11 protein-coding genes are annotated in these 14376 nt (G+C 47.4%); 9 read left to right on the top strand and 2 right to left on the bottom strand.

The annotated features are described in order from the left end of the window. The first annotated feature begins 70 nt into the window (after positions 1–70). The 5 genes from MoGM_RS06265 to MoGM_RS06285 all read left to right on the top strand — a co-directional run bounded on the left by MoGM_RS06265 (position 71) and on the right by MoGM_RS06285 (position 6481). Complete coding sequence (locus tag MoGM_RS06265) at positions 71–1276, top strand: aminopeptidase C (RefSeq protein WP_104369253.1); 1206 nt, start codon at positions 71–73, stop codon at positions 1274–1276. 62 nt (positions 1277–1338) lie between these two features. Further along, positions 1339–1581 (top strand): hypothetical protein, encoded by a 243-nt coding sequence (locus tag MoGM_RS06270; protein ID WP_104369254.1) that lies wholly within the window; start codon positions 1339–1341, stop codon positions 1579–1581. 199 nt (positions 1582–1780) lie between these two features. Continuing rightward, positions 1781–3508: a single-stranded-DNA-specific exonuclease RecJ gene (gene recJ, locus MoGM_RS06275; RefSeq protein ID WP_104369255.1), complete on the top strand. Its 1728-nt coding sequence runs from the start codon at positions 1781–1783 to the stop codon at positions 3506–3508. Positions 3509–3545: 37 nt separating this feature from the next. Next, entirely contained in the window at positions 3546–5447 is a 1902-nt protein-coding gene (locus MoGM_RS06280) for an ATP-dependent DNA helicase RecQ (protein ID WP_104369256.1), read from the top strand. 413 nt (positions 5448–5860) lie between these two features. Next, positions 5861–6481, top strand: a complete 621-nt coding sequence (locus tag MoGM_RS06285) for a superoxide dismutase (RefSeq protein WP_104369257.1) — start codon at positions 5861–5863, stop codon at positions 6479–6481. An 86-nt stretch (positions 6482–6567) separates the two neighbouring features. Here the strand turns inward: MoGM_RS06285 and MoGM_RS06290 are convergent, their stop codons facing one another. Next, entirely contained in the window at positions 6568–7092 is a 525-nt protein-coding gene (locus MoGM_RS06290) for a porin family protein (RefSeq protein ID WP_158249563.1), read from the bottom strand. Positions 7093–7479: 387 nt separating this feature from the next. Between MoGM_RS06290 and MoGM_RS06295 the strand changes: the two genes are divergently transcribed. Further along, positions 7480–8856, top strand: coding sequence for an aminopeptidase C (locus MoGM_RS06295; protein ID WP_104369262.1), 1377 nt, complete (start codon positions 7480–7482; stop codon positions 8854–8856). Between the two features lie 123 nt (positions 8857–8979). On the opposite strand, the gene MoGM_RS06300 is transcribed toward MoGM_RS06295, so the two are convergent. Then, complete coding sequence (locus MoGM_RS06300) at positions 8980–11016, bottom strand: cation-translocating P-type ATPase (RefSeq protein WP_104369259.1); 2037 nt, start codon at positions 11014–11016, stop codon at positions 8980–8982. Positions 11017–11306: 290 nt separating this feature from the next. On the opposite strand from MoGM_RS06300, the gene MoGM_RS06305 reads away from it, so the two are divergent. From MoGM_RS06305 to MoGM_RS06315, 3 genes are all read left to right on the top strand, one after another. After that, entirely contained in the window at positions 11307–12182 is an 876-nt protein-coding gene (locus tag MoGM_RS06305) for a lipopolysaccharide assembly protein LapB (protein ID WP_104369260.1), read from the top strand. Between the two features lie 410 nt (positions 12183–12592). Then, the gene (locus tag MoGM_RS06310) at positions 12593–13435 is read left to right on the top strand and encodes a prephenate dehydratase (RefSeq protein ID WP_104369261.1); all 843 of its coding nucleotides are present in this window, start codon (positions 12593–12595) and stop codon (positions 13433–13435) included. Next, a partial coding sequence (locus MoGM_RS06315; RefSeq protein WP_104369263.1) for a pyridoxal phosphate-dependent aminotransferase occupies positions 13416–14376 on the top strand: 961 nt, incomplete at its 3' end. The genes MoGM_RS06310 and MoGM_RS06315, both read left to right, overlap by 20 nt.

Consider the following 14376-nt stretch of genomic DNA (forward strand, 5'->3'; position numbering starts at 1 on the left):
TACCATACCATCCCGAAGATGTGGAAGAATATATGAACAAATATTAATAAATAACAAAAGAAAATCAACAATGAAGAAGTTTTTAGCTTTGGCGTTGGCTGCCCTGACATTCACGGGCGCTTATGCCCAGGAAGGGAAAAAAGACTCGGTGAACAAGAACAAGCCTGTGTTCACTACAATCAAGGAGAACAAAATCACAAGCATCAAGGATCAGAACCGCAGCGGCACTTGCTGGGCTTACTCGACCCTGTCTTATTTCGAGAGCGAGATACTGAAAAAGACAGGCAAGACATACGACCTCTGTGAATCTTTCGTAGCCAACAAGACATACATGGATCGTGCCATCCAGGTGGTAAGACTGCACGGCGACTGCCAGTTCTCACAGGGTGGTTCATGCTACGACCCTCTCTTCTGCCTGAAACACTACGGTATATGTCCGGAAGAAGCCATGCCTCTGCCCGGCACACTCTACGGAGACTCACTCAACAACTTCAACGAGTTCTTCTCTCTCATGGAGCCGTATGTCGCAGCGATAGCCAAAAGTTCGGAAAAGAAAATAAGCTCCCAGTGGAAAGTGGGATTACAAGGCATCCTTGACGCATACCTCGGCAAATGCCCTGAAAAGTTCAAGTATGAGGGCAAGGAGTATACACCGAAGTCGTTTGCGGCAAGTCTCGGCCTCAATTTCGATGACTACGTGACCATCACTTCTTATACACACCACCCGTTCTATACACAGTTTGCGGTTGAAGTACAGGACAACTGGCGCAACCCTCTGTCTTATAATGTGCCCATGGACGAGATGATGCGCATAATCGACAACGCAATCAACGAGGGTTACTGCATCGCATGGGGCGGCGACGTGAGCGAAGAGGGTTTCACACGCAAAGGACTGGCATACGCTTACGACACAAAGAAAATACAGGGACTTTCCGGAAGCGATGCCGCAAAATGGCTCAGACTGGAAAGAACAAAGAAAGCGGAATTGTATGACTCGCTTGGTTGCACAGCACCGGAAATCACTCCCACACAAGAGATGCGCCAGGAGCGTTTCGACAACTGGGAACTGACAGACGACCACGGCATGCTGATATTCGGTATAGCCAAAGACCAGAACGGTAAGGAGTACTACATGGTGAAGAACTCATGGGGTGAATTCGGTGACTACAAAGGCATCTGGTATATGACCAAGACTTTCATAGCGGCAAACACAATGGACTACATGGTCAATAAGAACGCAATACCGAAAGACATACGCAAGAAGCTCGGCATCTGAGAAGCAGCAAAACGCAATGAAATCAGAGATTAATTTATTTACAGAAAACATAATATAACGAAATGTCTGAATATTCATCAAATCATCACAGCCATTCGTCAAGCCACCACAGCCATTCGTCCGGACATCATCACGGACACTCAAAGCACCACAAAAGAGGCAAAAATGATGTAAGCGAGTGGAAAAGACGCAGTCTCAGGTCGATAGCAAGAAAGAAGAAGATGCAGAAATATCTCTTCAACGCAATGGTAGTGGCAGCAGCCGTGATGCTCATTGCCGTGATTATCGCATATACAATAGGATAAAAAACGAACAAATCCATACACAAACAAAGTGTCGACCGGTTGTCATCCGGCCGGCACTTTGTTTTTTATCGCAAAACTTAAAAACTCAAAAACTTACACGTCAATATTCCAATTTCTTGTTTTTTATTAGTAACTTTACACCCATATACGCCTTTTCAAGGCTACTTTTACAAGCGAAGAAAATAAAAAAATAAATATAATGTACTTCAAATGGAATTACGAACCAACAACACCGGAGACACAAAAGGCAGCTAAGGAACTGGGAGAGAAAATCGGCATGAGTCCGACTCTCGCCAACCTGCTCATCCGACGCGGTATAAAGACCGAGTCGGCGGCAAAGCGTTTCTTCCGCCCTATGCTCAACGAGCTTATCGACCCATTCCTGATGAACGACATGGACGTAGCCGTAGACAGGCTGAACGATGCCATGGGACGCAAGGAGCGCATCATGGTCTACGGAGATTACGATGTGGACGGATGTACGGCCGTGGCTCTGGTGTACAAGTTTCTGCAACAGTTCTACTCGAATATAGAATACTATATCCCCGACAGATACGAAGAGGGATATGGTGTGAGCTATAAGGGCATAGACTATGCGAAAGAAACAGGTGTGAAACTTATCATCGTGCTCGATTGCGGAATAAAGGCAATCGAAGAGATAGCGTATGCCAAAAGCATAGGAATAGATTTCATAATATGCGACCACCACGTGCCCGATGAGGAAATGCCGCCGGCCAAGGCCATACTGAACCCCAAACGGCCCGACTCCACCTATCCGTTCCACCACCTCTCGGGGTGCGGCGTCGGCTTCAAACTGATGCAGGCGTTCGCCAAAAACAACGGCATACCGTTCGCCCGGCTGATACCGCTGCTTGACTTCTGCGCAGTAAGTATCGCGTCGGACATTGTTCCGGTGACAGGTGAGAACCGCATACTCGCATTCCACGGGCTTAAGCAACTGAACCAGAATCCATCAACAGGCCTGAAAGCAATCATTGAGATCTGCGGACTGTCTAACCGCGAACTGACTATGAGCGACATCGTGTTCAAAATCGGTCCGAGGATAAACGCGTCCGGACGGATGCAGAACGGCAAGGAAACGGTAGAGCTTCTCGTGGAGAAAGATTTTATGAGGGCAATGGCCGAGGCAGGGATGATAAACGAATATAACGAGCAACGCAAGGACATTGACAAGCAGATGACGGAAGAGGCGAACTCCATCGTTGAGAAACTGGAAAGCCAGAAGCATCTGTCATCTATTGTATTATATGACGCAAACTGGAAAAAAGGCGTGATCGGAATTGTGGCATCAAGGTTGACGGAAATCTACTTCCGCCCAACGGTGGTGCTCACAATGAGCGACGGCATTGCCACCGGTTCGGCACGCAGCGTGGCGGGATTCGACATTTATGACGCCATAAAGAGCTGCCGTGACCTCCTGGTCAACTTCGGAGGGCACACATACGCAGCCGGCCTGTCGATGAAAGAGAAGAACATACCAGAATTTCGCCGGAGGTTTCAAGAGTATGTTGTCAACCACATCATGCCGGAACAGACACAGGCCATACTTGACGTAGAGGCTGTCATTGACTTCAAGGATATAACAAAAAAGATGCATGCCGACCTGAAAAAGTTCGCACCGCACGGACCATGCAACCCGAAGCCGCTGTTCTGCACGCAAAATGTATATGATTACGGCACGAGCAAGGTTGTGGGACGCCATCAGGAGCACATCAAACTGGAACTTGTGGACAGCCGTTCGAGCAATGTGATGAACGGAATAGCGTTCGGACAAAGCGCGGCCGCAAGGTACATCAAGAGCAAACGCTCGTTTGATATAGTATATACAATAGAAGAAAACGCATACAAACGCAACGAGGTACAACTGCAAATAGAAGACATCAAACCGTCGGAAGAACCGCAATGACGCTTTTATCATTATTAAAGCAAGCCACGGGACAAGGATGGACAAATATAGAGAAATACTACGCCGATATTGGGGATATGATGATTTCAGGGGCATACAACGTGAAATAATCGACAGCATAGGCTCCGGGAAAGACACGCTCGGACTTATGCCCACCGGGGGCGGCAAATCTGTCACGTTTCAGGTTCCCGCACTTGCCGCCGACGGGGTGTGCATCGTAGTCACGCCGCTGATAGCGTTGATGAAAGATCAGGTAATGAACTTGAAGCGGCGGGGCATCTCTTCCGCAGCAATATACTCCGGACTGTCGCGAACGGAAATCATCACCATTCTGGAAAACTGTGTGTTCGGCGCAGTCCGCATACTTTATATATCGCCCGAACGCCTGTCTTCACAAATATTCCAAACCAAGCTCAGACATATTAAAGTGAGTTTCTTCGCCATAGACGAGGCTCACTGCATAAGTCAGTGGGGGTATGATTTCAGGCCATCTTACCTGAAAATATCCGATATACGCAGACTGCATCCCGACGTTCCGGTGCTCGCACTAACCGCCACGGCCACCCCGAATGTGGTGGACGACATACAAGAAAAGCTCGGTTTCAAAGAAAGAAGAGTGTTCAGGATGAGCTTCGAACGCAAAAACCTGGCCTATGTGGTACGCCGGACAATGGATAAGCAGGGAGAGCTGATACACATATTGGAATGTGTGGAGGGTTGCGCCATCGTATATGTACGCAGCAGAAGACGGGCAAAAGAAATCGCCGTAATGCTGAACGAGAACGGACAGCCGGCCACTTTCTATCACGCCGGACTGGAAAGCGCAGAGAAAGACAAACGACAGAAAGACTGGCAGGAAGACAAAGTGCGGGTGATGGTGGCAACAAACGCTTTCGGCATGGGCATAGACAAGCCCGATGTGCGCATAGTGGTGCACACAGACTGCCCGGACAGCATAGAGGCGTACTTCCAGGAGGCCGGCCGGGCCGGGCGAGACGGAAACAAAGGATATGCCGTGATGTTGTATAACGACAGCGACAGGAACAAGTTGACAAAGCGGATAAGCGACACATTCCCCGACAAAGAATATATAAAAAAGGTCTACGAGCACTTGGCCTATTTCTATCAGGTGGCCGCTGGTACAGGTTACGGAATGACATTCGAATTCAACATAGAAAAGTTTTGCCACAACTTCAAGCACTTCCCTATACAGGCCGACGCCGCGCTGAAAATACTGAACCGTGCCGGATACATAGAGTACACCGATGAACAGGACAACAAAGCAAGAGTGATGTTCACCGTGTCGCGCGACACCCTCTACCGACTCGAGAACAACTCGGAGAACGAAGATAAAGTGATTGTGACACTGCTACGCAACTACGGAGGGCTGTTCAGCGACTACAACTTCATAGACGAGAGCCTTATAGCCATGCAGACAGGACTGAAATCACACGAAGTATATCTCACACTGAAACTGCTCGCGGCCAAACACATCATCAAGTTCATACCAAGAAAAAAGACACCCTATATCCGTTACACACAAAGACGGGAGAACACCGAACACCTGATGTTTCCAAAAGAAGTGTACGAGGAGAGGAAAAGGCAATTCACCGAACGCATCAACGCAATGATTGAATATGCGGCGACCGATGACACATGCCGCAGCAGAATGTTGCTGGAATATTTCGGAGAACATACCGACCATGACTGCGATTCATGCGATGTGTGCATGGAGCACAGAAAAGAAAACAACCACGGTGACGCCACCACCGTAACACAAGCAGAGATAATGGCAATACTCAGCGACATGAAGCCACATCCGATTACAGAACTGAACACCATCAAACGACCATACGAACAAATCGATACTGCCCTGACATATCTCATAAATGAGGAAAAGATATACCGCATGGACGGAATGATATTCATCGGTAACTGAGATAAATACCTCCAAACAACATATAAAGCATAGAAAAGCTACCGGCAGAATAGAACCAAGATTTGTTTTATGACTGTAAAAGCGGCAATAATGGCTTAAAGAATAAACAGGCAGACTTGTAAAGAAGCCCCCAAAAAGTTTTATGTATAACTTTTTGGGGGCTTCTTTTTTAGGAGAGAAAGAGAATTTATCGGCACTATTTGACATTTTTATCACCCGCCATATTACAGTCATCCAACCTCCGTTTAGAAAAAGAACGCAAAAAAATCATAAGTGTAAGACAATTTAAAAACAAATTGGCCTTAATTAACAGCACATAAGCATAATATCGTAGTAACGGTCACTATCTTTGCAGCAGAAAAAGATTACTTCAGGAAACGATATTTATTGTCTAACTTAATACATTATTCATTATGGAAACAAAACAAGTAAACGGAAAATTTGAGCTTATCAAACTACCCTATGGAACCGACAGCCTGGAACCGGTAATCAGTTCGGCTACAATCGGATTTCATCATGGCAAGCATCTGCAAACATATATAAACAATCTCAACGCTGCCCTGCCTGGCAGCAAATATGAGAACATGACGCTCGAGGAAATAGTAAAGACGAGCGACGGCGGCGTGTTCAACAACGCTGGACAGATACTCAATCACAACCTGTATTTTACCCAGTTGTGCCCGCCAAGGGAAAACAATGTGCCCAAAGGTAAACTGGCCGAGGTGATAGACTGCCAGTTCGGCTCATTCGAAGCCTTTAAGGAAGAGTTCGTGAAGAAAGGATCCACCCTTTTCGGGTCGGGATGGGTATGGCTGTCTGCCGACAACTCCAGAAAACTCGTGATAACACAAGAGTCTAACGCCGGAAATCCTATACGCCAAGGCCTTCGCCCATTACTCACTTTCGACGTATGGGAGCACGCCTACTATCTGGATTTCCAGAACAGACGCGCCGACTATCTCGACAAGATGTGGCAGATAGTAAACTGGGAAACGATAGAGAGAAGGTTTATATGTTGCAGATGCTGCAAATAACAAAATAAATTTCGGATATATTAAAAAGAAACGCCCGGACAATTGTCCGGGCGTTATCGTTTTACTTTAAAATTCTATGCTGTCAATTAGAAATTGAAAAGAACACCGAGTGAAAGATCTGTGTTGTCAATGTTAAGACCGAAAGCGGAACCGCCACCGAGGTCGTCATTATTCTTTATATATCCAAGATAACCTGTCTTTGCGACAACGTCGATCTTATCAGAAACAGCGAACTTAATACCCGGACGAAGACCGATTCCGAAAGAAGAGCCTTCCGCGTCACTTCCATAAGCATTGAAGATGATACCACCATCTACAAAGAAAGAAGCAGCACCGCTCTTAGCGAATGTGTAACGTGCGTAAGGAGCTACAGTGAAAACGCTTACAGTATACTCACTCTTGTTTCCTTCATCATCAGCATTTGTAGAAGTAAATCCAAGTTGGATACCCACAGCCAGGTTGTCACTCAGATTGTAGCCGACTTCAGGCTCAATAGAGAATGTCGTAGATGAACTTGCGTCCTTATCTGCTTTAATTGAATTGAAACCCAGTGAACCACCAACGTAAATCTGTGCACTTGCAGCAACAGAAGCAACAACGAATGCTGCCATCAAAAATAACTTTTTCATAATTTTTTCCTTTTTGATTAATAATTGAGTTATTATCTGTGGCAAAGATATTCCATTTATTTAACATAGCCAAAAGAATCTACAAAAAAGTTAACACTATAATTCCTGTATATTGATTTAAGACAAAAAAAACAGAAAAAAAGGATAAAATACTCTATTATCATTTGTATTTCGTATTTTTGTATGGATTTAATAGGCATACGGCTGTATATTATATAATAATGTATGAAAGTGGCAATAATCGTCAATAAGTGATTATCAACAAGAAAAACCACGACTGAAAACCAGTTTAAAATAAGTAAACAATAAAATTACGACAAAATGACAAGTAAAAAGACTGCAGTGATTTTGGGTTCGGCAATGCTTTGCATGACCGTGCTATCTCCTCTGTCCACCATCGCACAGACAAGAGACGGGGGCATCTCGCAACAGATGATAAGCGATATTCGCAAGTCACAAAAAATGACAACGGCAGACAGGGCGATAGCAAATGCCATAGCCTCAAATGCCATTGATAACCTGGCTAAAAACCATGCCAATGCCGGAGAGCTTGACACTTATTTCAGCGTGGAGACCAAAAAACAGTCGATAACGGACCAACAAAGCTCAGGCCGCTGCTGGATGTTCAGCGGATTTAACGTCATAAGAGCCAATTTCGCCAAACGTACAGATTCACTTACGGTTGATCTATCGCACAGCTACCTGTTCTTTTGGGATCAGTTGGAAAAAGCGAACCTATTTCTTCAAGGCGTGATAGACACGGCCAAAAAACCGATGGACGACACACGAGTGCAGTTTTTCTTCAAAAATCCCATCAACGACGGCGGCACATTCTGCGGCGTGGCGGATCTTGCTGACAAATACGGTCTCGTGCCCAAATCTGTAATGCCCGAGACTTATTCGAGCGACAACACATCGCGCATGGCCCGACTGATATCATCCAAACTGCGCGAATACGGCCTGCAACTACGCCAAATGGCGGCCGACGGCAAGAAACAGGCAGATATAAATGCGGCCAAGACAAAGATGCTCGGAACGGTCTATCACATGCTCGCAATGACAATAGGCGAGCCGCCGACACAGTTCACATACTCATTCCGCAACGACAAGGGACGCGCGGTGGGCGAAGCGAAGACATACACACCGCAGGAATTCTACCGCGAGGTGGTAGGAAACCAGATAAACGGCTCTTTCATCATGGCCATGAACGACCCGCGCCGCCCATACTACAAGACTTACGAAGTTGAATATGACCGACACACATACGACGGGCACAACTGGAAATACATCAACCTGCCGATGGACGACATTGAGAAAATGGCAATAGCCTCGCTAAAAGACGGCCGGAAAATGTACAGTTCGTATGACGTAGGAAAGATGCTTGACCGCCAGCGCGGATACGGAGATACGGAAAACTTCGACTACGGTTCGCTATTCGGCGTGACATTCGGCATGGACAAAGCACAGCGAATCAGCACGTTCGACAGCGGCTCAACACATGCCATGACGCTTACGGCTGTCGACCTCGACGAGAAAGGAAACGCAAAGAAATGGAAAGTGGAAAACAGTTGGGGCGCGACATGGGGTCAAGGCGGCTGCATGATAATGTCAGACCGCTGGTTCAGGGAATACATGTTCCGCCTTGTGATAGACAAGAAATACGTCCCCGAAGACATATTGAAGATGAACGAGCAGAAGCCTATCATGGTAATGCCAGAGGATCCGCTTTTTCAGAAAGACTTTTAAAGGTAAAAAAGTAAAAAGGTAAAAAAGCCGTGCGGTCAGTTTTTATATGGTCATGTATTGGCACAACAATAGTATTGACACAATATAAATCACGCCGCACGGCTTTTTTACCTTTTTACCCTTTTACTTTTTTACCTTTAAAAGCCTCAGGCTGTTCAGCACAACGCTTATGCTGCTCATAGCCATTAATGCGCTTGCCCACATAGGAGTTATCTGAAAATCGGTCACCCAGCGTAACGCTCCCGCCGCAAGTGGTATGCAAACGATGTTATATATGAATGCCCAGAACAGGTTCTGGCGTATCATGGATACAGTACGCTCCGACAGTCTTATGGCCTCCGGGATGCGCCTGAGATCTGTTCCCATAAGCGTCACCTGGGCAACGTCCATCGCAACGTCAGTACCCTGCCCCATGGCAATGCTCACATCGGCTGCCGCAAGAGCCTGGCTATCATTTATTCCGTCTCCTGTCATGGCAACCTTGCGACCTTCAGCTTGCAGTTTCCTAACAAGGTCTTCCTTATCCTGAGGCATCACACGACTGCGATAGTTTGTTATTCCGGCCTCATCTGCCACCCGTCTCACCGCATCCTCACTGTCACCGCTCATCATGTAAATTTCTATTCCGCGCTTTTTAAGCATATCCACGGCCTCACGTGCATGGGGTTTAAGCATTTCCCGGCTTTTACCATCGGTGGAAGGTATGGTGACAGTACCCGTTTTGTCGGTCACAAGTACATCCACTAAACGCAGGTTTTCCAATGCCGTGGCGTCTTTTATCAGTATGTTTCGCTCAGCAGCCTTTCCAATGCCGACCATAAGGGCCGTCGGAGTGGCAAGCCCCATGGCACAAGGACATGCGATAACAAGTACCGATACAGCCGACAACACGGCTTGCGGCAATGCTGACATACCGCCAAACACGAGCCAAAGGGCAAATGTAACCAAGGCAATAAACATCACCACGGGCACAAACACAAGGGCAATCTTGTCCACTATTCGCTGAACGGGAGCCTTAGAGCCTTGCGCCTGACGCACCATCTTTATTATATTCGCAAGCACTGTATCCGCTCCAACCTTCTCTGCACGAAACCTTAACATTCCGCTCTTCACTATCGTACCGGCAAGCACCTTGTCGCCTCCTGTCTTGCATACGGAGACCGACTCTCCGCTTATCATGCTCTCGTCTATCAACACGTTGCAAGCATTATGATACAAGTTATCGGAAGAAAGAATGCCGTCAGCCGAAAGAGCCGTAATACAACCGGAATTTTTCGCATTTACAGCCGGATAACCACCGGCGATAATATCCGACCGCACTCCAACATCACACGAACGAGACCCGATACCGGCTTGGGAAGCATTTAAATCGTCGGTAACAACCTCTCCGTCAACAGGAATTTTCTCCCCTGCCCTTACCTCTATAATATCGCCGGGACGCAAAGCGGAAATAGGCGCGTCGGCAATAGACGCCCCGTCAACAAGGTGGGCCGTCTTCGGTGCAAGGCCAATAAGTGACCGTATGGCCGTTGCCGTGCCGCCCTTTGCTTTCTCCTCAAGCATCCTCCCCGTAAGCACAAAGGTTATTATCATCACCGAGGCATCATAATAGGTATGCCACTCAATACCTCTCGCACCCCAAAAAGAATCTCCCCAAAAGGTATTGAAAAGACTGAAAACAAAAGATATGCCGGTACTCATGGCCACGAGGGTGTCCATATTGGCCGCTCCATGAACAAGCTGGCGCCACGCCGATACATATACAGACCGGCCGCAGTAAGCGATATTTAGCGCCGCTATAATCATAAGCAGCACATTTGCCCCGCTGCCTACATCTATCCACCCCATCGACAGACTCATCGTCATAATGGCAAAAAGCCACGACCATATCACCTTCTGTCGCAGAATAACGTACTCACGGCGTTCTATCGCCTCTACGTCACGGTCTTCCTCTATCACCATCTCATAACCGATATGTCCCAATTCGGCTTTCATATCATCGAGAGAGACCACCGCCGGCTCATACTCCACAAGCACTGTGCGCGCCGGAAGGTTTACCGAGGCGGAGGCAACGCCATCCATCGCTCCGAGCCTACGCTCCACATTGGCCGCGCAACCGGCACACATCATTCCCAACACCGCTATTGTTTTCTTTTCCATAAACTATCTGTTTTTCACTTATAATATCCCCCAGCAAACCGTGTCTCACGCCATAATTACCGGCCGCAAACGCGCTTAGAGGCTTAATTTACCGGTCACAAAGGTATCTAAAAATTACTGCAACCTGATTGCAAAGACATTTTTTAACCGCTTTATTTGCCTCAATTACCTATTTTATAAGTATCTGCAAATGATATATTCCGCTTTTTTGCTATTTTTGCATCTATCAAACAAAATAATGACACCATCGTATCATAAAAAGATACGCATCTAAAAAAGAATTTAAAGCGATGAATATTTTCAAGGCATTGTTCGGGGGAGAAGAGGAAACACCCGAGGAAAAACAGAAAGCCGACAAGGCGAAGAGATTTGACATGTTCAAATATGACGGTGTGAAAGCCGCCAGAATGGGACAACATGACTATGCCGTCAAATGCTACAACGAGGCGCTAGCCATACATGACGATCCCGAGACACACGACTATATCGCCCAATCACTGATACACACAGACAGGCTCGACGAAGCCATGACACACCTGGAAGTGCTTAACGAAGCTCAACCATGCAATAAAGAAATACTTATCCGCATGGCCGACATTACCTACCTAATGGAAGACTACTCCAAAATGGCCGACCTGTGCGCACGCATTCTTGAAATAGACAACGAATGCCCGCGCGGCAATTATCTGTATGCCCGTGCATACGCCGGGCTCGGCAATCCGGTAGGAGCGGTGGCAACAGTCAGTCGCGCCATCGCATTAGACGCCGACTTCGGTGCCGCCTACCTGCTCCGCGGACAGTTGCTCCTTAAAATGGGCGATACAGCCGGAGCCGGAAAAGATGCCGACAAGCTCATCGGGACATACGGTGAAAATGAAGACGCTCTGATGCTTAAAGCAAGAGCCGAGGCTGCTGCAGGCCATCACGACGCCGCAATAGACATATATGATAAGGTGACGGAACTCAATCCATTCTGCACAGAGGCTTTCCGTGAGCGCGGAGCGGTGAGATACGGCAAGGGCGACATGACGGGAGCCCAGGCCGACATGCAGAGAGTACTCGAACTGAATCCCAACCAAGCGAGCGGTATCACAGGCGAATACTCGGCAGAGGGCGTTGAACACAAGATGCACAAGGCCAGTTTTATAAATCCGCTCGGATTATAATTAAAATGTAAGCAAAAGACAAAAAAAACAATGTTTTATTTGTTTATTTCACCAAAAAACTTTACTTTTGCAATCAGACAAATAAAATAAACATATCAATTAAACGATATAAGAATATCAAACGGAAGACATAAAGACACCGTACATACGATATCGGCATGCCGGACAAATGATATAAACTTATCGGATAAGGAATACCAAAAAGCAAATAAATAAAACAGATACGATAATGAAGAAGTTTCACGCATACTTTTACAACTTTTTTTTCTACTTTGCAAGGAATTGCGAAGCGGGAAGTTGCGTGTAGATTTCAACTTATGACAAGACAAACATCACAAAGATGATATATAGTCAAATCCCGCTTCACGACAATGAGGCGGGATTTTCGATTTAAAACGAACAGTAACAAAATGAAAAGAATAGCTATACAAGGATTGAGAGGATCGTTTCATGACATTGCCGCAAACCTGTACTTCGAAGGAGAACAGACACAATTGATATGCTGCGCCACTTTCGAAGAAGTTTTCGAAAACATAAAACAAGACCCTACCATTATCGGAATGATGGCAATAGAGAACACCATAGCAGGCAGCCTGCTTCACAACTACGAACTGCTCCGCGACTCCGGCACATCGGTTGTTGGCGAACATAAATTGCACATATCACACTGTATATGCTGTATGCCCGACGATGACTGGAACACTGTCACCGAAATACACTCTCACCCGGTGGCGCTGATGCAGTGCCGCGGCTTCCTTTCCCGCCATCCTGAAATGAAAGCCGTGGAAAACGAGGATACCGCCGGCTCGGCAAAAGAGATTTTCGAGAACAGACGGCACGGCCATGCAGCCATTTGCAGTGCCGCGGCAGCTGAAATGTACGGTATGAAAATACTCGAAAACCATATCGAAGACAACAAGCATAACTTCACACGGTTTCTCGTTGTTTGCGACCCGAGGAAGGCCGACTTCCTCCGCCCGATAGAGAAAACAGACAAGTCGAGCCTCGTCTTCTCACTGCCCCACGAGGAAGGGTCGCTATCACAGGTACTGAGCATACTTTCGTTCTATAAAATAAACATGACAAAGATACAGTCGTTGCCTATCATAGGGCGCGAATGGGAATATATGTTCTACGTAGACGTGACCTACGACAACCTCACACGCTACCGCCAGAGCATCGATGCCATAACACCGCTTACAAAAGAATTAAAGATATTAGGAGAATACATAAATGGAAGACAAAGTGACTGACATAAAGCCGGCCGACCGGCTCGGCCTTGTGAGCGAATACTACTTCAGCCGCAAGCTCAAAGAGGTGGCACGGCTGAACGCCGATGGACACGACATTATAAGTCTGGCGATAGGCAGTCCCGACATGCCGCCGTCAGAACAGACGATAGAAAAACTGTGCGAGGTGGCACACCGCCCTGACGCACACGGATACCAACCGACAATAGGCACGCCCGAGCTTCGCGGAGCAATGGCCGACTTCTACAAGCGTTGGTACGGCGTGGCGCTCGACCCGTCAACGGAGATACAGCCGCTCATCGGCTCGAAAGAAGGCATCCTGCACGTCACGCTGGCATTCGTAAATCCTGGCGAGCGGGTCCTCGTACCAAATCCCGGATACCCCACATACACTTCGCTAAGCAGGCTTCTCGGTGCCGAAGTGGTAAACTACAACCTTTGCGAGGACAACGGCTGGCAGCCCGATTTCGACGAACTGGAAAACATGGACCTCACCGACGTGCGGCTGATGTGGACCAACTATCCCAACATGCCAACCGGAGGAAACGCCCGCCGGGATACATACGAGCGGCTTGTGGCTTTCGCCCGCCGCCACGGCATAGTGGTAGTGAACGACAATCCCTACTCTTTCATACTCAACGACAAGCCTATGTCTTTATTGCAGATAGACGGAGCGAAAGACTGCTGCATTGAATTCAACTCGATGAGCAAGAGCCACAACATGCCGGGATGGCGTGTAGGCATGTGCGCGTCTAATCCGGCATTCATCGGCTGGATACTGAAAGTGAAGAGCAATATAGACAGCGGCACATTCCGAGGCCTGCAACTCGCCGCAGCCGAGGCCTACGCCAATGATGCCGAATGGCACCACCGGGCAAACATCGAGACCTACTCGCGCCGCCGCCAATATGCCGAGAGCATCATGCAGACACTCGGATGCACGT

This window comes from Prevotella sp. MGM1 (genome assembly GCF_002933775.1).
Taxonomy (GTDB): domain Bacteria; phylum Bacteroidota; class Bacteroidia; order Bacteroidales; family Bacteroidaceae; genus Prevotella.

Coding starts and splice junctions, on each gene's coding strand:
- MoGM_RS06265 (WP_104369253.1), top strand. CDS start 71: ATGAAGAAGTTTTTAGCTTTGGCGTTGGCTGCCCTGACATTCACGGGC.
- MoGM_RS06270 (WP_104369254.1), top strand. CDS start 1,339: ATGTCTGAATATTCATCAAATCATCACAGCCATTCGTCAAGCCACCAC.
- recJ (WP_104369255.1), top strand. CDS start 1,781: ATGTACTTCAAATGGAATTACGAACCAACAACACCGGAGACACAAAAG.
- MoGM_RS06280 (WP_104369256.1), top strand. CDS start 3,546: ATGGACAAATATAGAGAAATACTACGCCGATATTGGGGATATGATGAT.
- MoGM_RS06285 (WP_104369257.1), top strand. CDS start 5,861: ATGGAAACAAAACAAGTAAACGGAAAATTTGAGCTTATCAAACTACCC.
- MoGM_RS06290 (WP_158249563.1), bottom strand. CDS start 7,092: ATGGCAGCATTCGTTGTTGCTTCTGTTGCTGCAAGTGCACAGATTTAC.
- MoGM_RS06295 (WP_104369262.1), top strand. CDS start 7,480: ATGACCGTGCTATCTCCTCTGTCCACCATCGCACAGACAAGAGACGGG.
- MoGM_RS06300 (WP_104369259.1), bottom strand. CDS start 11,016: ATGGAAAAGAAAACAATAGCGGTGTTGGGAATGATGTGTGCCGGTTGC.
- MoGM_RS06305 (WP_104369260.1), top strand. CDS start 11,307: ATGAATATTTTCAAGGCATTGTTCGGGGGAGAAGAGGAAACACCCGAG.
- MoGM_RS06310 (WP_104369261.1), top strand. CDS start 12,593: ATGAAAAGAATAGCTATACAAGGATTGAGAGGATCGTTTCATGACATT.